We start from the raw sequence: 21,733 nt of genomic DNA, 5'->3' as shown, positions 1-21,733 counted from the left end.
AATTTAAACATTTATAATAACAATTGAACAGCAATGACATAACGCTCCCAATGCAGGCCTGGCCATGGAAAGCCCCCATCCGGCGCGGGCATGCAACGCCGGCAAAAGCGTGGTATACTCGCGATTTACAGTAATTCAGTTCTATTTTATCGCAACTATTTTTTTTGAACAAGTGCATTACCTTGCGCAAACAAGCTAAAGTGTACACCGCCGCGGGTTTCAAAACTGTCTTTTTTTATTAATTGCCTGCTTTTCAATAGTTCAGAAAGTTCCTGGGGTTGATCTTCAACGGAATATGTAAGTACCCACAAACGCTTAACGGCATAAGGACGCGTATTTAAAAGGCCATCCCTATAGATTACATCAAGCCGCCCATCTATAACACCTAAATCTTTATAGTATTTTACCGGTAAGCCTGTTAAGTTGCCGGTATAAAGGGCATCGCCTTTTTCAAATTTTTTATTGATGGCTTCAATCCCCCTTTTAATATCATCATGCTGCGTGTACGGTGGCTGATGTATAAATACAACCCTGGCCATTAATGCCGGAAGCAGTAAAAAGATAAAACCGATAACTTTTCCAAATCTCAAATGAGATAGCCCGGTGACTAAAAACTCATAACTGAATACGCACGTAATGACCAGGCCAGGGGTTAAGTACAAATATAAGCGGGTTTCGAACGGATATAATTTAAATCCGGATAAAACAAGATGGACGCAAACCGGCAGTAATGTTAATATCATGAGATCGTATCTTCTGTACCTAACCAACAGTACGACACCCAGGCCGAATAATGCCATAATACAACTCCCGATAAGTTGCCCGAAGTAAAAAAGAAAATAAAAAATCCCGTGAAAGCGACCTGCCATCCACCCCCAAAACGACGAATCAAGGGGCATAAAAGCACCCGCGTTTGACCAGTAACCAACCATTTTATGTTGTGTTGGATGGCTGTAGATAAACACAAAATAATATAAAGCAAAGAAAACACCCCAACATAAATTGGTGATTATAAAATGCCTGCCCAGGGGCCTATTTTCCGATCTCGATTTATAAAACAGGTAAACATCAACCGTAAGCAGGATAATTGGTGTGATGTTGGAGAGATATATGCAGATTAAGCCCAGTACCAAAAGCTTATAGTAAAACCCCTTTAATGCTTTCTCTTCAATCAACAGATAATAGAATATGGTAATTACCAGAAGATCGACAATATACTGCTTGGCCTCGCTTGAGTAATAAATTATGGTTTGATTAAAAACAACCAGGCTCAATCCTAAAATAATGCTGTAAATGCTTTTGAAAAGCCTGCTTAGTATCCGGGCAAACAGAGGCAGGAACGCCAAATAGCAGATAAGTGGAAATACCTTAAGCGCATAATCTGATCTGGGCACCAGCGATATAAATGCTTTTTGAATAAGCAGGAACAACACAGGCGCAACCCCATTGTAATCAAGAGGACGGAACAGACCAACAGCATTACGGTGTATTAAATTAAGGGTTAATACAGCTTCATCAAGCCATACGCCCCGGTCGCTTAAAAATTGAATCCCCGCTAATATTATTGCGATTATAAAAAGGGCGCATAAAACAAATCTTTGGGTTAGGTATCTGTTCACTTACATTCCGGGTTAAGGCTTTTAGATTTGAGCCTAAACTACAAAAGTATTTAGATTTTTCCCCGAAAGCTAACCAACAAAAACCGGCCCCGCACCGTGTCGCCCGGAACATTGCCCTAATTCATAACCACCGAACTTACGGGCACCTCATCAGCATGCGAAAACGAGCGCGTGAAGCCCGCCTTGTAATAAGGCAACTTTTCGGTACGGTTTTGCGCCTTTAAACTTTGGTACATGCCCAGCATCGACCAGCCGTTACCCGGGTTACGTTCCAGGTCTTCGCGGAAAACTTTTTCGGCCTGGGGGTTATAATCGGTTTTGAGCAGGTAGGCCCCCAGGAACTGCCTTGCCGGGATAGGCCACTCGGCAGGTTCCGAGTAAATCATGTTATCCTCTGTCTGCACTGCTTTTTTTAATGCCGCCATACCATCATCAAACTTATTGCGGCCAAGTAAAATAGCACCATCCAATATATTTTCGGCAACGGTGGCGCCATCCAGCGCGATATTAAAAGGAATATGCCGCTGTTTTAAAGAGGCATCATCAAGCCTACCACGCAATAAAGCAAGCTGGGCCACGGCCGAATCCTGCCCGCCCGTATACAGAAATGCCATTCCGCGGGCAAAATGGTATAACACCTGCGCATAAGCCCAGTCGCCATTGGGGCCAACGCTGTCTTTCAGCAGTTCGTGCCATTTGCCAAGGCGCATCATGGTAAATACGGGCATCATGTACAGGTATTGCGAATAAGTATCGCCTGCCGAAGGTTTTACCGCATTGCGGCAGCGTTGGGCCGCTTCCATCCCCCGCTCGTACATAGCCCCGTTAAAGGCACAAAGTGTTTCGACAGCGTAAAAATGAGAGTTTATTTTTGTGAGCTTTAAATTAGGCGCCAGGGCGGCATAAGTAACAATACATTTTGCTGCTTTTTCATTAACGTCAACACCCTGAAAATACAAACCATTGCGCTGATAAACATGACTGGCCATATGCACCATATGCCCGATACCGGGGAACAACCTTTTTAAAGCCCCTGCATTGGCCAGTGCGGCGCCGGGGTTACGCGAAGCCTCGGTTAAATGGATATAATAATGCAGCGCCGCCGGGTGCTCCGGATTGGTATTTAAAACGCCTTTACACAAGGTAACCAGTTCGGCTGTCCAGGGTTTATCGGTACCGTCGGGCGCCCAAAAATCCCAAGGGTGAATGAGCATTACCGCGTCGATATACAGCATCTTAAGGTCGGCATCGGTTGGGTAAGCCTGCATCAGTTTCTTCAGATCCTGTGCATAAGCTTCATTGTCGCTTGCGTTGGTGCCCCCCTGCGGGTAACGAAGGTTCATCGCCGCTATCAAGGCTTTTTCCTTTTCGGGGGCACTGCCGGCAACAGCGTTCATTTGTTTCAAAACAGCAGGCAAACCGGCAGGAGCAACATAAGGTCCGCCGGCGTTATAGTAAGGGCCCAGGCTTAAAGCCTGCCCCCAGTAAGTCATAGCGGCCGAGGGGTCAAAGCGCGACGCTTCTTTGAACGACGCGAATGCCTCCTTCATGTGGTAGCTGTAATACATGGTTAGGCCCTGGTTAAAATAAAACCGGGCGCTGTCATTATGGGCAGCAATGGCATAGCTGTGATGCCCCCAGCCGGGTAAGCGCTGTATAAATTTGCCGTTCCGTGCCGTATCTGCATCCTGTACTATACCCGATCCGCACATTACCGGGGTTACCGGTTTTATTTTGCCCGATACTTTAAATTTTTTTCCCTGGAACGCAAACAAATAGGTAGCGAACAACACCACAGGGAACACAAATAACAGCGATACCTTTTTCATGTTCGACTTTTTAAATGAGGACTATAATTGGCAGGTATGAAAACCTATACTAATATAAGGTATTGTGAGGAGGAATGGATGAGGAATTGGGTTGGGTAGTATATTTTGTTGAGCTAAAGGCAGACAAATGTAAATTAAGAAGAAAGGGAGAAATAGTTTTATTTAGGAGCTCAGGTTTGGATAAGATATTCTATCCTCTAATGAAAACAGATATTGGCGTTGCCTGCGACCCGGGCTTTCCGCTGCAAATCCTCGCCTTGGCCGATCATTAATGCCTGCCCAAGCTGTGGGTTTTCCGCTGCAATCCCTCCTATGTTTACATCTAATATTATTGTAATGATTTTATGAGTGAAAAGAGTGAGAGCACAGCAATCCCAAACAGCCTTGAGCATGTTGAGCGTTAGATATAGCCTCACTCCTTTACTTTTTTGAGTTTGAACAGAATGTAAGGAATACGACCAGGCAGTATATCCAGGATAACCAACAGGAGGAAAAACGAAGAAAGGTTTTCACTTATAACAGTTAAAAACTTTGATCAATGGCAAGCAGATTATTAAAACAAGTAGTAGGTATTGATGTGGCTCAAAAAGAGCTGGTGGTTTCTATCGGCAAGATGGATGAGCAGGCAGTTATAACAGTTTATGCGAACAAGATTTTTCCAAACAATGAAAAAGGATTTGCAAACCTGGAAGTATGGATAAACAAGCAAAGCATCCCCCAATATCCATTAAGATATGTAATGGAGGCCACAGGTGTATACCACGAGCGCCTTGCTTATTATCTGGCCGGCAAAGGGTATGCTGTAAGTATTGTCATGCCCAACAAGATCTCGAACTTCTTCAAGACACTGGAGATCAAAACAATTACCGATAAATCAATGTCTTTTGCCATAGCCATGTTCGGACTTGAAAAGAAACTGGATAACTGGGTACAACCCAAAAGGGTGTTCAGGACCCTGCGGCAGATAACCCGTGAAAGAGAACAACTTATTGCAGAAAGAACCATGATCAAGAACCAGCTACATGCTGAACAGTCCGAAGCTTTTCCGGGGGAAGATACTATCCGCAGAATGATGGACAGGATAAAGATGATTGGTGAACAACTTAAAGAAATACTTACTGAGATTAGAACAGCTGTAGCACAGGACAAACATTTAAAACAAACACTGGCTACCATTACCACTATTCCTGGAGTCGGCTTATTAACGGCCACTGTGATCATAGCCGAAACAAACGGCTTTGAGCTGATCAGGAGTAAAAAGCAGCTGACCAGTTACGCCGGGCTGGATGTCAGGGAAAAAGAATCCGGCTCATCCGTTAAGGGCAAACCCAAGATATCTAAAAGGGGGAACAAGCATTTACGAAAAGCCATGCACTTACCTGCATTAGCGGCCATAAGACATTCAGAAAGATATAAAGCTATATTTGTCCGGATCGTATCCCGAAATAGCGTGAAAATGAAAGCTACTGTAGCAGTACAAAGAAAATTATTGGAGATGGTATACACTATATACAAAACCAACAAACCATTCGAAAAACACTACCTTCAACAGAATGCACACATATCCGAAAATAGTTAGAGCAGTCGCTTCAATTGAAGGACTGCCCTAAACAGGCTAACATAAAGCTGCCTAAGACTCAAAAATAAAAAATAACTTTTGCATATCAACACAGAATCTAACGTGGTAGGAAGTTTGGTCCCATCGCTGCTGCAGGCGTCCTCGTTTGTAGCCCGCGTTTAGGTTCAATGTAAAGACAGGGATTGACAGGTTGCACCAGAGGTGCAAAAGGCTTGTAGAAATCAAATAAACAGTGTTTTTAGTGTGCCGGAGGTACACAACTCGGGTGTTCCGTACCTCTGGCACGGTTGTTTTCGGTATAATATATTGCTACAACCGGTTCCCCCTCTGGGAATGTTCCATAACTTAATGACATTGCCTTGCGGTAGCGGTGAAATTTATATTATTCTTAAATCGTAACCCGTGAAGGGTAATAAAAAATGACAGCATCCATCATAAAAACAAAGGACCGGCTTCACCGGTCCTCTGAATAGCATACCAAAGCAAAATTTACTTAAGCGTAAATTACATCCAGTGAAATAGGCACATTCAAAGCTTTGGAGATGATACAATTTGCTTTTGCACCTTCAGCAATTTCTTTAAACTGTTGCTCACTAAGGCCGTCAATAGCAGTGGCTTTCAGGTTTAAAGCTATAGCTGTTATACTTAATGCCTGCATATCCAGGTCAAGAATGGCATCGGTAGTCAGATCACCAGGGGTATAACCGGCCTGTGTTAATGCTGCGCTAACCGCCATGGTAAAACAACCGGCGTGGGCCGCTGCAATCAGTTCTTCAGGATTGGTACCTACGCCCTCGGCAAAACGGGTTTTGAAAGAATATTGTGTTTTATTTAATACGGTGCTTTGAGTAGTGATCTCGCCCCTACCATCCTGTAAGGTACCGTTCCAATGTGCATTTGCTGTACGTTTCATGATTTTGTTTTTTGTTGTTGTGTCTTCCGACAGAACAAAAGTACCGTTGTCAATCGCATGAAATTTTAACCTGGGTTAAAATTGGAATAGAGGATTATCAGGGGATTGTCAAGTGTTTTGAAGTGGCTTGTTGTTCAATTTATCTCACTAATCACAGGGTTGGTAACAAACCATTACCTCCGTCGAAATTCAGCTCTATAAACTCAACGCCTGTTTATCACGTCTTTCTCCCATTTTTCAAACATCCCCTCCTCAAAATTATCCAAACCTTTAATTCTGAATAACCCAAGCAGGAGTAAAAACAGCGTTGCTCCGACGGTAAATGATCCGCCAATCCATGCAAGCTTATTGCCATTCCGTTTTTCAAACGACTCGTAAACAGGCGAAAGCATTGTTTGCTCTCCTTCAGCAACATCATCGCGCGAGTTTATGGCCGCCTCGTAGTTGGATACCTCATCATCATTAGGTAAGCGGGCCAGGTATATAAATTTGTTTAACGGTTTGTATTTGAAAGCGGTGTCGCAATCTTTTGCAAACTGACTGAAATAGGAATTCTTTTCACTCGTGGATAAACTATTGCTGATAGTTTTGTGGTATTTAAAAACAAACCACGCGGCGGGCTCTATTTTGGGGATTATAGGCTTTATCTTAAATTTATAACTCCGGGTTACAACCGCTAACGCGCCGTACTTACCGGCCTCACCGTATTTAGGCATCACCATAGTAGGATTGACATAACGCATCATCATTATCGAGTCGGCAGGTAATTTTTTTAAAAATAACATATTGCGCAGCGTGTCATTGATGATCACCAGTGTTTTAGGGTTTACCCTGTTCCGCATAGCAGCTATCTTGCTGGTATCGGGAAAAACACGGTCAAAAACCGGCACCGCAGCATAAGCATCCATATTAAAATCTACGTTATTTTTACCACTAACAGAAAATATCACCTTAAAGTGGGCCATATGCTTGTTAGGATACTTCTGTTTAACGGTATAATACTTAGTCGCCGGCAAATAATGTACCTCGCTTATGCTATCCAGCCGGGTTAGCTTACCGGTAGCTGACTCCAGATAATTTTGTGCGATACAGATTGGTACAGCAAATGTAAAACCGCCTACCATTATCAAAATAGTTATTGGATCACGACTGGTTGCTTTATATGCCTTTAATTGCCTCAACTTAGGAAAAAGCAAAAGCTGTGGCAAAACAAAACCTACAATACCGGGGATAAGAAAATCGGCATCTTTATCTTTCAGCGTAAAAACATTAAACCTGATAAGCAGCAGCCAATGCAAAAAGGTATAAATAATTATGGTGCAAAGGCCTATAAAAACAAAGGGTAAAAAAATGTACTTAAACTTGGCTTTGAACTGGCGCATGTAAAGTTCAGGTTGTGATCAATAAGTTTTAAATATACTGAACGAAAAATTACGGGCAAAAAATTGTTCTGATTTATCAAACACTTGCGGTAGCGCCGCCGCGACACACTGTATCGTCCTAAAATAAGTTTACACGCTTGCGCCAGCCTAAGGATCGACTACTTTGCTTCTGCGAAGCTGGACGACGAGGTACAGGGCCGAAGCACGATCATTATTTAGGCCGGCAGGTCATCACCGTTGAGTTCGGGCTTTGGCCTTCCGTTAAAAACAGCTTGCATGCACCTGGTTCATCTAATTTAATGAAAACTGAACTGCCAATGTCAGAGCAAGGAAATTTGAAATTTCAGCACGGGATGTTTGATCATTAGGCGCTGGGAAGATCCGGTTCTATCCTTGATTCCTTCCTTTGCCCGTATATCTCGAGGTGTTTAGTCGCCAATGCCGATATAACACCTGCCTTATCGTTTTTGAGTGCCACCGTCAATTCCTTTTTGATCTCGGTATTATTTTCTGACACTCCCCAAAGGGCCATTTCCATGATGATCGGGATAAGCCCGACACCCCTCTCCGTAAGACAATAGGCCACCCTCGGCTTACCGGGAACCGGGTATTTCATAATGAATCCTTCGCTTTCCAGCATTTTTAACCGATCTGTTAACACATTGGTCGCGATACCCTCAGCTGACTGAATGAACTCTCCAAAGGTATTTTTATTGTTAAGCAGAATGTCCCGGATGATGAGCAGCGTCCATTTATCACCGAGAAAGTCAAGGCTGAAGCTGATCGGACAAGCCGAACGTTTCTTTATCTTTTTTATCATATCGTCGTAATCGTCAACAACCATTGCGCTTGCTGATCACAAGCGCAAATTTAAATATAAAACGGGCGATAAAAAAATCAACGAAGAAATTTGCACTTGCAAATAACAAGTAAATATATCTATATTTACACTTGCAAAAAGCAACTACAAATACACGTTTAGTTTCTTTAGACAAACAAAGCAAATAACTCATATATGAACGACCTCTTGAAATTTACAATCGACGCCCATGGCGGCTTAGATAACTGGAAAAAATTTAAAAACATATCCGCGCACCTTAAGATTGGCGGTGTCACCTGGGCATTTAAGCAGGTACCGGGTATAATGGATGATATTAATGTCTTGTCAAGCACAACAAAGCAACATGTTTCTTTTTATCCTTTCTTAAAAGAAGATTGGCACAATACGTTTGAAGCACATAAAGTTGCCATCATCGACGACAATGACCTATTGGTTGATCAGCTTTATTTTCCGCGAAACAGTTTTAAGGGATATGTAACAGAAACCCCCTGGTCAAAACTCCAGGTAACTTATTTTAGCGGTTACGCAATGTGGACCTATTTAAATGCGCCATTTTGCCTTGCAGAGCCTGGGTATGAGGTAAAGGAACTGGAACCATGGACTGAAAATGGTGAGGTTTTAAGACGATTGCATGTTACCTTCCCCGAAGACATTGCTACTCATGGCAGGGAACAGGTATTCTATATTGATGAAACAGGCCTTCTCAAGAGACATGATTACAATGTCGAGATCCTTAACAATGCGGCTTCCGTGCATTATGTGGCCGATTATACAGAAGTTCAAGGTATAAAGTTTCCAACAAACAGGCATGTTTACAAGCGGAATGAAGATAATACCGCTTTGGTTCCTGCCCCGCTATTCATTTCCATTGAATTAAGTGATATAAAATTGAGTTAAGCATTAACGCTTTATAACGTAAAGCCGGCATCTGCTGGCTTTGCCTTTTTGAAACGATTTTTTTCTGATCGCGCTATGTTTACCATATACGAGGCGCAATTAAGATAGCCAGCTCCCGATCCCCCTCGCTGGCGCATGTGGCCCGAATGCTATTCTACATCATCACAAAACTCACGATCTTTTATTCCGGCAAATGGTTTGAGCTTTCAGCTTAACCTGGGTGCTTATTACGCCCCATTCACGCCTGTCGCTGCCCCGCCAGGGTGTCTGTGCCAATCCCCCCGATAAAAACACGCAACACACATCGCCCTCAAAATGAAGCAATAAAAAATTTCCAGAAAAAATTGCGTAACTCAAAAGTTACCTATACATTTACGTAACTTTAAAGTTACCCATTTTAACAAGGCCTGTTAAATAATGAATTATTCAACTTAAAGATCAAAAAAATGACAACTACAGATTTCACAACAACCTTATTGGTAAACCAAAGCCCTGAAGAAGTTTTTGATGCGTTAAAAAATGTCCGGGGGTGGTGGTCAGGCTTGCATTCGGAAATATTTGAAGGCGAGTCGGAAAAACCTGGCGACGAGTTTTCATTCTTTGCCGGCGACGGGGCGCACTACACCAAACAAAAACTTGTTGAATTGGTCCCCAACAAGAAAATAGCCTGGCTGATTACCGATAGCAAGTTAACTTTTACACAAAACCAAACCGAGTGGACCGGCACCAAACTTTGCTTTGATATTTCTGCCGAGGGCGATGCGACAAAAATTGTATTCACCCACGTTGGACTGGTACCAGAATTTGAATGTTATCACGCCTGCGCACCGGCATGGACACAATACATCCAGGAGCGGTTGCTAAACTGGATAAATACAGCTACGGCAAGCAAAACAATGTCAGCGGCGCAGTAATGCGTGATTTGGTATATCTGTTTTCATATCATTGGCTCGCACATGTGGCAAGCCAATGATATATTTTTTTATACAGTGAGTAAATTTCTACTTCTGTATTATGAAACCATCCACTCACCAGCATACTCAATAAACGCTTTATTTACAAAAGGAAAAACTGTAACGTTCGGAATATGGTTAACTTCCAGCAGGTACCTTTCGCCGTTTTTACCAATAATGTAATCAACGCCCACGGTTTGGAGATTAAAGTGTTTGGCTATAGCCTTGCTATCAAGCAATAGTTCCTGATCTATCTCCATTTCCCACGAACCTTCGTTATGGATTGATTTTAGCCAAGTGTCGCCTGTAAGCCTGATCTGCCAGTTTTTATCACCCACAATCATGATGCGTACAGCTTCGCCATCAATAAATTCTTCAATAACAGATGTTTCTGTACTTGTCCATTCGCCGTTAAATTTATTTTTATCTTCACCACAATGCCATATGCCCCATTTGGCAACAACTTCTGTTTCTGAATTGTATTCCTGCTCGCCGATAACCATTCCGCGTTTGATACCCGAAAATTTCGATACCGACAAGGCCCTTACCAAGCCGGGGATGCGTTGGCGCAGATCCATCATGCCAAGCGCATTAGGCAGACATGGCCCGTTCCACATGGCCAATAGCGTAATGAAATCGAGATCATCCTTGTAAATACCATGAAATATCACTTTGTTAACGAGCAAATACTTTCCTGGTATAGATGAACTTTCAACATATAGCTGCCCCTCAATAAGTTTCACCTGGGGTACCAGGTCATAATGCACCATCAGGTAGTTAAAATTTAAACTTTGTTTAAGTGCATTTACTTCGGCTTCTTCCAGGCCAATTACCAGGATGCGTATCTTGTCCATAGCATTACTTTTGTTTATTGAATATTTACTGATCGGCCACCATTCTGGCAGAGTCATACGGCTATATAAAACCAATCGTTTCACCCCAGCCTAATTAAAGGTAACCTTGCTTATTTTGTGTACCCCGGAGTTCACTATATAAAGATTTCCGGTAGAATCAAAGGCAAGCCCCAAAGGACGATTGGTAGTGGCTGTTCCAAGAGCACCGTTAGCAATGCCATTTGTTGTATTTCCGGAAATAAGGGTTATCACCTGGCCTAATTTATTGAGCATCCTTATCCTGTAGAGATGGTTTTCAAAATCAGCATCGCTAAAAAATATATTACCTTCTGCGTCTGATACCAATGATTGAGGACCGAATATTTGTGCATTTGTTCCCTCGCCATCGGTAAGGCCAAATGCTCCATTACCTATAACAGTACTAACTTCGCCCTCGGGAGTAATTTTACGGATTCGGAAATGATCGGCATCAACTATATAAACATTACCTGCTGGATCGGCAGTTCCTCTGGTCATAACACCAAAACTCGCAGCACTTCCTTTCCCGTCAACATATCCCTGCTCCCCGGCTTTACCACCTGCAATAATTGTAGCAACTCCTGCGGGAGTGACCTTAAACACACAACCGCCACTGCTTAGATAATACAAATTCCCTGCCGCATCAATAGGCAAATCATTTGACTGAGAACCTAATTTTGCAGCGGCTCCATCACCTTCTGCTAATCCTGTACTGGTAGCACTACCAGCTAAAACAGATACATTTTTTCCAGCCGATACTTTCAATATCGTGCCTGCAACTGGTATGTATAAATTGCCCTGTACGTCGGCAGCGAAACCGGTGAAATTACTCACAGAGGTATTAGTGTAATATACCTCTTGCGCACCCGGTTTTATTTCATACACGTTAGTACCGTCGGCACCAAACATACGTCCTGTGCCATCAAACTTAATTTGATCAATATTTATCGCTCCGAGAGATGCAAAATCAGTCATTGATCCTGTTGTAACGGTAAAACCTGTAGCCGACGCCGCCTTTTTTCCGTTACTAAGTAATTCTATTTTACCGGTGACTGCCGTTGCGGGTACCGTTGCTACAATTTGAGTTGCTGTTACCGAATTAATTTTGGCGGCAACACCGTTAAACGTAACCGTGTTGTTAGCTATAGTAGTGTTAAAGTTTGTTCCTGTTATAGTTACAACGGTATTGGGTAAGCCTTTTACAGGGGCAAATGCTGTTATAGTAACCGGCATTTCGGGATTAATGGGTGGCTTGGGTTGCGATTTTGAACAGGAGATGAGCAAAATTGAAAAAACGGATATAACAACGAGGTTTAAAATTGCCTTTACAGGATAAAAATTGTGCATATATAATTTATGATTGGTTTAGGCAACAAATGTAGCTATTTATCGCCGGAAATAAGGACAGTCAGATAGGTGTCGCGCATAATTGAAATTATTAAGACTGACACCATCCTGTCAGTGTTCCACTTTAAAAGCACCAACCAGTAACGCGTTGATTATCAAAATACATCACTGGTTGAAGTTTAGCGATAGTACAAATCGTCCTAAAATAAGTTAAGCTTTCAGCTTAACCGGCCTTGCTGATCTATGTATACGACAACATTGTGAGTATCAATAACTGATCCCGATGGGAGAAGCAACATTAGTTTATTATATATTTGAGAAACAAATAACCTTATGACAATAAAGTTAAGCGACTTCTTCCCTAAGAAATCAGTAGATGAGCTGGCATTGGAACTTGACGACCCAAGATGGTCAACTTTAGAAGGCGGTTACAGAGGAACATTATATGATGCTTCAATAGCCTTGAAGAAACTTGAACTTGCAGACAATCAACAAACTGTTAACCAAATCTATCAAGAACTATGGAACGAGCTGCACCATCAGGGAGACGTTGGTTTAGCCTCATATTATTCAGTTCCTCATTTGGTCAGAATAGCTAAACAGAAACAAATTGTAGATTATAATATACTTGGGCTGGTTTCGGTGATCGAAATACAAAGGCATAAAGACAATCCACTTTTACCTAATAAATTAAAGCCAAATTATAAGAAAGCTATTGAAGATTTGGCAGAGCTTGCAAAACTTGCTATGAACCAAGATTGGGATTTAGATTTAGCAGCAACAGCATTAACAGCAATTGCATTAGCTAAAGGGCAAGTAAAATTAGCAAATGCTATTCTGAACATGGATAGTGAAGATACTATAGATGAGTTCCTCGAATCTTATAGTTAGCCATTTGCTGATATATTCCTTGATACAATGAAGAAAAAACTTTGTGGCTTAGAATTTAATATAGAGAATATAGAGCAGATCATTAACATGGGCGGCCCATGGATTTGCTCTATATACCTCGAAAACCATTTAATTTCAGACCATTGTGTTATCGACAATATTTTAGAACATCCTTCCTTTGAAAGAGTTTATTTCGTTAAATATCACCGTACCTCAAAATGGAAAGCAGATAACTTCTTTACTTTGAATTACTTTTCGGTTAATGATAATGAGATCTATCAATCAAAACGAAGATTTGAAATGCTCTATCTTAAAAAAATTTTGAATCAGGAAAGCATCGAGATATTCTATGCATTCCATGACAAAAACCAAGATAGAAGAGATGTTTTCGCAGTCTCTGAACAACAATTTGATATAATATCAGAATATTTGAAATGACCTTAGCTTTTCTGAAAGCTTACAATCAATGTCAGTGTTCAATTTTTCAAAAACAGGGTGTTCAACATTTTACGAGCCAAAATTACAACACATTGATTATCAATACCAACCTGTTCAAAACAGCGAATAGATGATTTTACGGATTTTATAAACAGCTGACTATCAGCAACAATAAAATTACAAAAAACAACAAGTGTTCACACCTTAAAAAATTGAACACCTGCCAATCAATCCCTAACCTCTAATCTCCAACCTCTAATCACTAATACCAAACTATTCCATCATCAACCTGCGGATCAGCTCCGCGCTCTGGGCTTTGCCCTCTTCAAGCCGGTGGCTAAAGAATGCCTGCGTATCGTTAAAGTGTTTCTTATAACCCTCCATATCCCCATATCCAATAATAGCCGACCATTCCCTCACCGCCGAGTGAAACTCCAGGTCGTCGCCGCGGATGGTTTTATCGTACAGCGCTGTTTCCAGTGATTCTTCCAGCAGCTCTTCATTCTTAAACAGGTATTCGGCAATACCCAAGCGCAGGCGGAAAGGCGGGGTTTGGCAAATGAGGTTATCATACGGGTTAACGCCGAGGTGGTACCAGGCATCAACCATGCTCAGGATACTGAGGTGCGAGTTGGGCTTTTGATGATCGGCATGCTGTGACAGCGAAAACTCCTTCATCACGGTATCATTAAGCATAATAGGCTTGCGGCTTTCGTGAAAAACAAAATCGCGTGCGCGATAAAGGCGTTGCTTAAATGCATCGGCCTCTTCCTTGATCATCAACTTAAACAACTCCGACTCCGATTCGGCATAGCGTTTCACCTGCTGGCGGGCATACGGGTTGAGGATGGCCAACCCCGCGTAAACGTGGGCCTTATAGCTAAAGATGCGGAGGGTGGTCAGGATCTTCACATTATCTATCCCCCCAATATATGAAGCGTTTTCCCAGGGGAAAAACCCGGCCGATTTCCAGGCGGTGCCCATGCTCTCAAAACCAACGTGGGTAACGGCCTGGGTATCGGCTACGATGCGGTCGTGCTCGTGATAGTCGGCAATTTCAACTATATTGCTGCCAATGGCCGTAAACAGGTCGTACATGCGCTGGTAGGCATCGGGTGTTGAGCGGTGGGGGATCAGGATGAGGGTTTGCCCGGCGGGTTCAAACCCCGGGCCGTGCATGCCATGAAAAGTAACTATCTGGGCATCGGCAGGCAAGTGCTTTTCAAAGGTGGCAATCTCCGGGGACTTGACCGAAGTTTGCCCGGCCACTATAGCGCCGTACTTGGTTGAAGGGCCATACTCTGCAACCACACGCTCCATGCTATCGGCCTCAACCGAATAGATAATCAGGTCGTTGATGCGGGCAACATCGCTGCCGTGATCCATTACGGTGATGCCGTGGGGCGTAAGCTCTTCTTCAAGCTTTTCACGGTTGGCAGGCAGGTCGCAGCCCGAAACGGTGTAACCGGCCTTTGCGAAAGCCTTTGCGTAAAGGCGGCCCATATCACCTAACCCAATAATACCTATATTCATGCCGCTAATATAACTATGAGTAGGTTAATTACGTACGAAAGCTTATTTTAGCCTCAAAAACGCAGGGTGCATATAATAAAAACCGTAAACATCCTGTTTTGTTAATAGCATATACCTAATTTTACATTTGATGAACAAGCATTTACTACTTACGATAACGGTTTTAATAGCGATGATAACGGGCAGTGTTGCGGCAACTTTTGCACAGGACAGCACCAGGAAAAAAGCCGCTGCCTTAAAGCCCAATGCTATTCCGCCCATTGTAAGATCGAGCCCGGCAGCGCTTAAAAATCCGGCTGTAACGTCGCAACAACCGGCTAAATCTGCTTATACCCTGCCCAAAATCAGTGCTGCTGCCGATTCGGCCCTTCAAAAAGATAAAAGCCTTAATGGCCAGTACAAATACCTGCTCAGCAAACTATACCACTATCAGCAGCCGCTGGTTGCCGCCCTGTGGAAAAACATGAAGGATACCCTGAACACCGAGCGCCGCCAGCTTAAAGAGGCCCGGGCTAAACTTGCCGAACAGGGTAAAAATGTCGAGACGCTTAAAGCAGACGCTAATACTAAGGAACAGGCACTAAACGAATCAAATGCCAAGCGCGATGAAATTAGCCTGTTGGGGATCCCGTTCACCAAAGCGACTTACAACCTGGTAATGTGGGGACTGGTTATTGTTTTTGGTGTAGTTGCTGTTATTGTGATAGCCCGCTCAGGCGCACACAGCCGCGAAGCCAAATACCGCATTAAGCTATACGAAGAGCTTGATGAGGAATACAAAGCCTTCAAAGCCAAAGCCAACGAAAAGGAAAAGAAACTTGCCCGCGAACTCCAAACCGAACGCAATAAGCTTGACGAACTGTTAGGCAGAGGGTAATCTCTTTGATTTCGGAATTGGGATTTTCGATTTCGGATTTTCTATCGACAACTGAACATTTATTGATTTTATTTGTCATCTTGAGTGATAGCGAAAGATCTTCTTCACTTTGCATAACTGCTATACAGGACGAAGAAGATGCTTCACCATGCCAAAATATCAACACCTACTATGCCCAAGACCAATCTCCTCTCTCTTATAACCCAACTACGCTCCATTGCCGATACCGGCCTGCTTTATGCCAAAAATGAATATGACATTGAACGCTACCAGGAGCTGCGGCACCTGAGCACGCAAATGTTTGATGAGGTAAGCGGTTATGGTGCCGCAACCATCAACCTGTTATTTCCGCAGGCCAGAGATTACCCTACTGCCAAAGTTGATTTACGTGGCATCCTGCTTTCGCCGGATAACAAGGTCCTGCTGGCCCGCGAAAGCGGGGATGGCAAATGGTCGTTACCCGGTGGATGGGGCGATATAGGCTATACACCTAAGGAAACCATTGTAAAGGAGTTTTGGGAGGAAACCGGTCTGCAGGTTACCGCCGACAGGCTGCTGGCCGTATTTGATAAAAAAATGCACCCGCACCCGCCACAGCCTTTTTATGTGTATAAAATGGTTTTCTACTGTAAAGCCATAACCACAGAAATTAATAAAGGCTTTGATGTGCTGGATGTGCAGTATTTTGACATCAACAATCTGCCCCTACTATCGGAAGACCGGATCCTGAAAAGCCAAATCGAACTCCTCTATCAAAAGATCATTACTAACGATATCAGCGTTTGGGCAGATTGATTAATGCTAACTGCGCCAACTCATATCTAACCCAAACTGCTACTGCAACTGTCGCTGCTACTAAAAAACTACTCTTTCAAATCAGGCAGCGTACGTTTATCAGCCGGTAGTGCCAGATACTTCTTGTACGAATCATTGATATAAACCGCCAGCGACGGACCACTGTTACTTTTGATGAACGCGTATGACGGCCTGTAAAGCGTCATGAAATTTTCAAGCTCCCGGCCACGCAACGGAATAATGCTTTGCACGTAGTTCATGGTAAACACTTCGTCTACATGGCGCTCTTCTTCTTCGTGCTTAAAGTATTTTTTTAAACGACGGGCGTCTTTTGCTTCCTTGCTAAACCATGAGGTTGGGGACAGGGGATAAATTTTACTCCGGGTGTATACCTCGGGATATTCTTTATGAGCATCAAAAGTTTCGCGTTTGGCGTTGATGTTAACCTGCTTTAAAGCTATGGTTTGAGCAACCAATTCTATTTTTTTGTTGGTAAAATCGGTAACATATAAGGTATCCGATACATAACCCGGAGAACTGAAAATAAGTGTATGCCCTGTTTCGGTACGGATACTGAAATTACCTTTGCTATCGGTAATGGTCATCTGCCGGTTCTGGTTATCGCGCACAAAAACACCCCCCATTTTATTGTTTTTACCAAACTCAAAAACAGTGCCTTTTACAACGGTTTGGGCATTTACGGTGCACGCTAAAAACAGTAATGCGGATAATGCAAGGTATCGGTATTTCATAGTAGATTATTTGTGCTGTAAATTAAACTTATTTTTTGTACCAAAGGTTTTCAATTTAACACTTTTTAACCCCACCCTTGTCTTAAATGACAAAACCCTGAACCAGCATTACAATATGGTGCAAAAAAAACGCTCCATCAAATTGATGGAGCGGATGGCAAGTCATTATTGTTGTATTATGTCCCGGTATCGTTTTACTCAGGATTTAGGTTAATATCGGTTAACTTTAAAATCAGAGATCCCACCACTCATATGGATCAGGATCCTGTTTTTTGCGGCATCAAAGCCATCGGTTTCGTAGTCGTTATCACTCTTTTTACTAAAGCCCTCAAACTCGTTTGATGAGAGGCCGGTATTGGAGGTGATACGGCATGCAGCGCCCTTTGGTACCCTTATAGTAACCTCCGACGCGCCGGTTGAAACCTCTATATTAGTATTGACAAGAGGGGCTCCAAGCTTAACATCAAACGAGGCTGCACCGCCCTTTAAAGATAAGCTTTTTATTTTAAATTTTGAAAGATCAAAATTTAAATCTGTTGCACCTGTAGTTACGTCAATATCCCAAACCGGATTGGTGTTTAATTTGATGTCGGCCTTATTGTTTTTGCGGTCGTCGGAGTCAAAATGAAAACCTTTATTATTTTTCAAATTAAGGTTAAGCACATATACCGAATCATCCTTACTATGGTTAAAGGTATACTTACCGTAAAGTTCCTGCGTTTGGGCATTGAACAAATCGGCAGTGCTGTCGATTAAATTATATATGGTACCGCCGCCGCTGATGTTAAGGCGGGCATGTTTAATATCCGCAGTATACTCCTGTTTAAAAGTTTTATCGCCGCCTATTTTAACCACGCCCTGATCGGTGTTGGTAGTATCGCTGTCGTCGTCGTCATTATTATTATAATCATCGCTGTGGAAGGTCCATGCATTTGGCCAAAAATGGTAGCGTTTGCCAAAGTTGCCAAATACCAGCAATGCAAAGCAGCCTACTACAACCGCCAGCTTCAGGATAGTTGCTAATGGCGACCGGTTGCCTGCAAATACCAGGCTGATACCCCCCATTATTAAAAATATAGGCCATAGATACAGGAGGTTCATCCAGTCGAAATTTATTACGTGGAAGTTATCCAGCAGGAATACCACTCCCAACAATACCAGGATCGCGCCCGGAACAAGTTTATCGCTTCTCATAATATTATATAGTTGGAGGTGTATCTTTTGTTTCTGTTTCGTCTTTAGCAGGTTCGGCTTCCGGAGCGTCTGTTACCTCGTTAGCATGCCAGTTTTGTTTTTCCCATGGCTGTTTTTTTACTCCTGAAATTATCAGGGCAATACCGGCGCCTACCAGCATTACGGGCCAAAGGCTTTCAAAATCCCAGTCGGGCATCAGGTCAAGCTCGTTAAGCAGAAATATCGACCCCAAAAAGATCATCGCCACGCCAAATATTAACCCAACTGTTGAAGCCTGCTTTTTAGGAGGATTTACAAATGGCGGAGGATTAAAAGGCCGGCCGGCAAATTTCGGGTCGTAAAATGGCCCTGATTGTGGAGCACCTGTAAACGGGTTATCCTGCGGAGGTACCCTGTAATCAACGCCGGGGGTAAAGTCAAAGCCTTTCTTGGGCAATACTATCCATAGTACTATATATATAGGTAAGCTAAAGCCTTTTAAAATAAGGGTTACCAAAAATATCGCCCTGATAACTGCCACATCCGTGCCAAAGTGCTCGGCAAGGCCCGCGCAAACACCGCCTATTACCTTTCGGTGTTCATCGCGATGAAGTTTCTTTTCCATAATTTATGTTCGTTTATGTTTTAAGTTGATTTATCATAACTGGCCCGGCGCAGGTTTGATGATGATTTCGTCGACATTGGCGCCGGGGCTCATCCTGTAAATATTGATGATTGCCGATGCTATGTCTTCGGGCAGCACCATGGTATTTGGGTCAACCACCGCGCCTTTCCATGAATCCGTTAACGTTGATCCCGGAATTACGGCGGTAACTTTTACACCATGCTCCTGCATCTCGAGCCTCATTACTCTTGTTAGACCTAACAACGCATACTTTGTTACACTGTAACTACCCGCTTGTGGCACCGGGTTTATAGCGGCTACCGAACATATATTAAAAAAGTGGCCTTTATGCGCCTTTGCCATGGTTTTACCAAAATAACGGTACAACTCATAGGCCGGCATCAGGTTGGTATTCATCTGTACCTGAAGGGTATCCTCGTTATCATCCAATATACTTGCGGGGATGAACGTGCCCAGGTTATTTACTACAACATCAATAAAACCAAATTCTGCTTCTGCTGCAGCTGCAAATTTCAGCAGTTCGGCTTTATTACTGCCATCGGCCTTCATAGCAAAAACCTTTACCCCGGCATCAAATTGTTCAAGCTCATCTTTAAAATTCAATAATTCCTGCTCGTTCCGCGAACAAATTGCCACGTTTAATCCTTCATTAGCAAAAGCAATTGCAATTGAGCGGCCCATGCCTTTAGTTGAACCGGTGATGAGTACGTTTTTCATATTGTTTAAATTAATTTTTATAGTTAGTGAAGCTTTATGCCCGCAATTTACGTAAGCAGAGTAATTGAAACGCTTATAAAATTGAATTTAAATGACTGGTTTTAACACCTGACCATTTAGGCTTAAAGGTAAAAAGCGTATTTTTAACCGATTTTTTATGCATCTACATGTTTCATAGCTTAGGAAAATATATACTCTTACTGCGTTTAAGTTTCAGGAAACCCGAAAAATTCAGTGTATACTGGGCCGAGATCATGCGTGAAATGGTTTCGGTGGGTATTGGCTCTTTAGGCATTGTTGCTATTATTTCGCTTTTTATTGGCGCGGTAGCTACCATCCAAACGGCTTTCCAGCTTATCAGCGATTTTATCCCCAAAACAGTGGTAGGCGGTATTACCCGCGATTCAACTATCTTGGAGTTTAGCCCAACCATATCGGCACTGGTATTGGCCGGCCGTGTAGGCTCGGCCATGGCATCGCAAATTGGCACAATGCGCGTTACCGAACAGATAGATGCCCTGGAGATTATGGGTGTAAACGCCCCTGGTTATTTGATATCGCCTAAAATCATTTCCGGTGTTACCATGATCCCCTTACTGGTTATTGTTTCTGTAGGTTTAGGATTAACCGGCGGCTATATTGCCTGCTGGGCATCTAATGATGTATCAACCAACGATTATTTGAGAGGCCTGACCGACGGATTTAACCCGGTTATTGTCACCGTTTGCGCCGTTAAAGCGATATCGTTTGGCTTCGTAATTACCTCCATATGTTCATACCAGGGCTTTTATGTTAACGGCGGATCACTTGAGGTTGGCCAATCTGCAACACGCGGGGTGGTGTGGAGTTGTATCATGATCCTGTTTTGTGACCTTATCATTTCACGCCTGTTACTATGATCGAAATACAAGACGTATATAAAACCTTCGGCGAAAACGAAGTACTGAAGGGCATCACTGCAATTTTCCATCCCGGAAAAAACAACCTGATCATCGGTGGGTCTGGTTCTGGTAAAACCACCTTGCTTAAATGCATTGTTGGGCTGCATGAACCTACTAAGGGCGATGTGATTTTTGATGGTGAGAATTTTACCAATATGAATTTTGAGCAACGCGTGCCTATCCGTACTCAAATAGGGATGCTTTTTCAGAACTCGGCCCTTTTTGACTCCATGACGGTTGAGCAAAACATTATGTTTCCGCTTAACCTGTTCACCGATCAATCAAAAAGCGAAAAACTTGACCGCGCCAACTTTTGTCTCGAAAGGGTTAACCTTGCCGGCAAAAACAAATTATATCCATCCGAACTATCAGGAGGTATGAAAAAACGTGTGGGTATTGCCCGCGCCATTTCCATGCAACCTAAATATTTGTTTGTTGACGAACCTAACTCGGGCCTTGATCCGGTAACATCTATCCTGATAGATGAACTGATTGCCGAACTTACAGCAGAGTACAGCATTACTACCGTAGTGGTAACCCACGATATGAACTCGGTAATGGGGATTGGCGATCACATCATTTTTCTTCACCAGGGTAAAAAATGGTGGGAAGGATCGAATAAGGAGATAGCCAAAACCGACAACAAAGAGCTCAACGAATTTGTATTTGCCAGTCCGTTTATGCGGGCAGCGAAGGCTACTTTGTAATTGGCAGTTTTCAGTGGCAGTAAACAGTGTG

At 43.0% G+C, this 21,733-nt stretch carries 21 protein-coding genes; 9 read left to right on the top strand and 12 right to left on the bottom strand.

Translation table 11 applies throughout. The features are described 5' to 3' along the window. Positions 1-155: 155 nt before the first annotated feature. A complete protein-coding gene (locus tag ACEN82_RS01225) occupies positions 156-1,619 on the bottom strand; it encodes a hypothetical protein (RefSeq protein WP_413321949.1) in 1,464 nt (487 codons plus the stop codon). 116 nt (positions 1,620-1,735) lie between these two features. Next, positions 1,736-3,448 carry a hypothetical protein gene (locus ACEN82_RS01220; RefSeq protein WP_413321950.1) on the bottom strand — a complete coding sequence of 571 codons (1,713 nt, stop codon included), beginning with the start codon at positions 3,446-3,448 and terminating at the stop codon, positions 1,736-1,738. A gap of 538 nt (positions 3,449-3,986) precedes the next feature. Here ACEN82_RS01220 and ACEN82_RS01215 point away from each other — a divergent pair. Further along, a complete protein-coding gene (locus tag ACEN82_RS01215) occupies positions 3,987-5,027 on the top strand; it encodes an IS110 family RNA-guided transposase (protein WP_413323217.1) in 1,041 nt (346 codons plus the stop codon). A 493-nt stretch (positions 5,028-5,520) separates the two neighbouring features. Here ACEN82_RS01215 and ACEN82_RS01210 read toward each other — a convergent pair whose 3' ends face one another. The 3 genes from ACEN82_RS01210 to ACEN82_RS01200 all read right to left on the bottom strand — a co-directional run bounded on the left by ACEN82_RS01210 (position 5,521) and on the right by ACEN82_RS01200 (position 8,142). Continuing rightward, positions 5,521-5,940, bottom strand: coding sequence for an OsmC family protein (locus ACEN82_RS01210; protein ID WP_413319411.1), 420 nt, complete (start codon positions 5,938-5,940; stop codon positions 5,521-5,523). A gap of 203 nt (positions 5,941-6,143) precedes the next feature. Continuing rightward, complete coding sequence (locus tag ACEN82_RS01205) at positions 6,144-7,322, bottom strand: hypothetical protein (protein ID WP_413319413.1); 1,179 nt, start codon at positions 7,320-7,322, stop codon at positions 6,144-6,146. A gap of 364 nt (positions 7,323-7,686) precedes the next feature. Next, complete coding sequence (locus tag ACEN82_RS01200) at positions 7,687-8,142, bottom strand: winged helix-turn-helix transcriptional regulator (protein ID WP_413319415.1); 456 nt, start codon at positions 8,140-8,142, stop codon at positions 7,687-7,689. A gap of 195 nt (positions 8,143-8,337) precedes the next feature. Between ACEN82_RS01200 and ACEN82_RS01195 the strand changes: the two genes are divergently transcribed. Both ACEN82_RS01195 and ACEN82_RS01190 read left to right on the top strand, forming a co-directional pair. Further along, positions 8,338-9,060 (top strand): hypothetical protein, encoded by a 723-nt coding sequence (locus tag ACEN82_RS01195; protein ID WP_495644060.1) that lies wholly within the window; start codon positions 8,338-8,340, stop codon positions 9,058-9,060. A 446-nt stretch (positions 9,061-9,506) separates the two neighbouring features. Further along, the gene (locus ACEN82_RS01190; RefSeq protein WP_112653523.1) at positions 9,507-9,974 is read left to right on the top strand and encodes an SRPBCC family protein; all 468 of its coding nucleotides are present in this window, start codon (positions 9,507-9,509) and stop codon (positions 9,972-9,974) included. A 98-nt stretch (positions 9,975-10,072) separates the two neighbouring features. Here the strand turns inward: ACEN82_RS01190 and ACEN82_RS01185 are convergent, their stop codons facing one another. Both ACEN82_RS01185 and ACEN82_RS01180 read right to left on the bottom strand, forming a co-directional pair. Then, positions 10,073-10,867, bottom strand: a complete 795-nt coding sequence (locus tag ACEN82_RS01185) for an ATP-grasp domain-containing protein (RefSeq protein WP_413319419.1) — start codon at positions 10,865-10,867, stop codon at positions 10,073-10,075. Between the two features lie 90 nt (positions 10,868-10,957). Next, positions 10,958-12,232: an IPT/TIG domain-containing protein gene (locus ACEN82_RS01180; protein WP_413319421.1), complete on the bottom strand. Its 1,275-nt coding sequence runs from the start codon at positions 12,230-12,232 to the stop codon at positions 10,958-10,960. Positions 12,233-12,565: 333 nt separating this feature from the next. Here ACEN82_RS01180 and ACEN82_RS01175 point away from each other — a divergent pair, with 333 nt between their 5' ends. Continuing rightward, the gene (locus ACEN82_RS01175; RefSeq protein WP_413319423.1) at positions 12,566-13,123 is read left to right on the top strand and encodes a hypothetical protein; all 558 of its coding nucleotides are present in this window, start codon (positions 12,566-12,568) and stop codon (positions 13,121-13,123) included. 27 nt (positions 13,124-13,150) lie between these two features. Next, on the top strand, positions 13,151-13,561 hold the full coding sequence (locus tag ACEN82_RS01170) for a hypothetical protein (protein WP_413319425.1): 411 nt from the start codon (positions 13,151-13,153) through the stop codon (positions 13,559-13,561). Positions 13,562-13,834: 273 nt separating this feature from the next. Here the strand turns inward: ACEN82_RS01170 and ACEN82_RS01165 are convergent, their stop codons facing one another. Beyond that, on the bottom strand, positions 13,835-15,094 hold the full coding sequence (locus ACEN82_RS01165) for a prephenate dehydrogenase (RefSeq protein ID WP_091165348.1): 1,260 nt from the start codon (positions 15,092-15,094) through the stop codon (positions 13,835-13,837). Positions 15,095-15,224: 130 nt separating this feature from the next. Here ACEN82_RS01165 and ACEN82_RS01160 point away from each other — a divergent pair, with 130 nt between their 5' ends. Both ACEN82_RS01160 and ACEN82_RS01155 read left to right on the top strand, forming a co-directional pair. Further along, a complete protein-coding gene (locus tag ACEN82_RS01160) occupies positions 15,225-15,971 on the top strand; it encodes a hypothetical protein (protein ID WP_413319427.1) in 747 nt (248 codons plus the stop codon). Positions 15,972-16,142: 171 nt separating this feature from the next. Next, entirely contained in the window at positions 16,143-16,766 is a 624-nt protein-coding gene (locus ACEN82_RS01155; RefSeq protein ID WP_413319429.1) for an NUDIX hydrolase, read from the top strand. Between the two features lie 68 nt (positions 16,767-16,834). On the opposite strand, the gene ACEN82_RS01150 is transcribed toward ACEN82_RS01155, so the two are convergent. From ACEN82_RS01150 to ACEN82_RS01135, 4 genes are all read right to left on the bottom strand, one after another. After that, positions 16,835-17,518 (bottom strand): carboxypeptidase-like regulatory domain-containing protein, encoded by a 684-nt coding sequence (locus ACEN82_RS01150; RefSeq protein WP_413319431.1) that lies wholly within the window; start codon positions 17,516-17,518, stop codon positions 16,835-16,837. 210 nt (positions 17,519-17,728) lie between these two features. Continuing rightward, the gene (locus ACEN82_RS01145) at positions 17,729-18,712 is read right to left on the bottom strand and encodes a toast rack family protein (RefSeq protein WP_413319433.1); all 984 of its coding nucleotides are present in this window, start codon (positions 18,710-18,712) and stop codon (positions 17,729-17,731) included. Positions 18,713-18,716: 4 nt separating this feature from the next. After that, complete coding sequence (locus ACEN82_RS01140; RefSeq protein ID WP_413319435.1) at positions 18,717-19,316, bottom strand: PspC domain-containing protein; 600 nt, start codon at positions 19,314-19,316, stop codon at positions 18,717-18,719. Between the two features lie 33 nt (positions 19,317-19,349). Further along, the gene (locus ACEN82_RS01135; protein ID WP_176627918.1) at positions 19,350-20,054 is read right to left on the bottom strand and encodes an SDR family oxidoreductase; all 705 of its coding nucleotides are present in this window, start codon (positions 20,052-20,054) and stop codon (positions 19,350-19,352) included. A gap of 167 nt (positions 20,055-20,221) precedes the next feature. Here ACEN82_RS01135 and ACEN82_RS01130 point away from each other — a divergent pair, with 167 nt between their 5' ends. Together ACEN82_RS01130 and ACEN82_RS01125 are read left to right on the top strand one after the other, a co-directional pair. Next, complete coding sequence (locus ACEN82_RS01130; RefSeq protein ID WP_090529338.1) at positions 20,222-20,953, top strand: MlaE family ABC transporter permease; 732 nt, start codon at positions 20,222-20,224, stop codon at positions 20,951-20,953. Then, a complete protein-coding gene (locus ACEN82_RS01125; protein WP_373612606.1) occupies positions 20,950-21,702 on the top strand; it encodes an ABC transporter ATP-binding protein in 753 nt (250 codons plus the stop codon). Before ACEN82_RS01130 ends, ACEN82_RS01125 begins: the two co-directional genes overlap by 4 nt. The last annotated feature ends 31 nt before the right edge of the window (positions 21,703-21,733 follow it).

Source organism: Mucilaginibacter sp. Mucisp73 (assembly GCF_059491465.1).
Note: the sequence above shows the minus strand (reverse complement) of the source record. Positions and strands in the feature narration are given on the sequence as shown.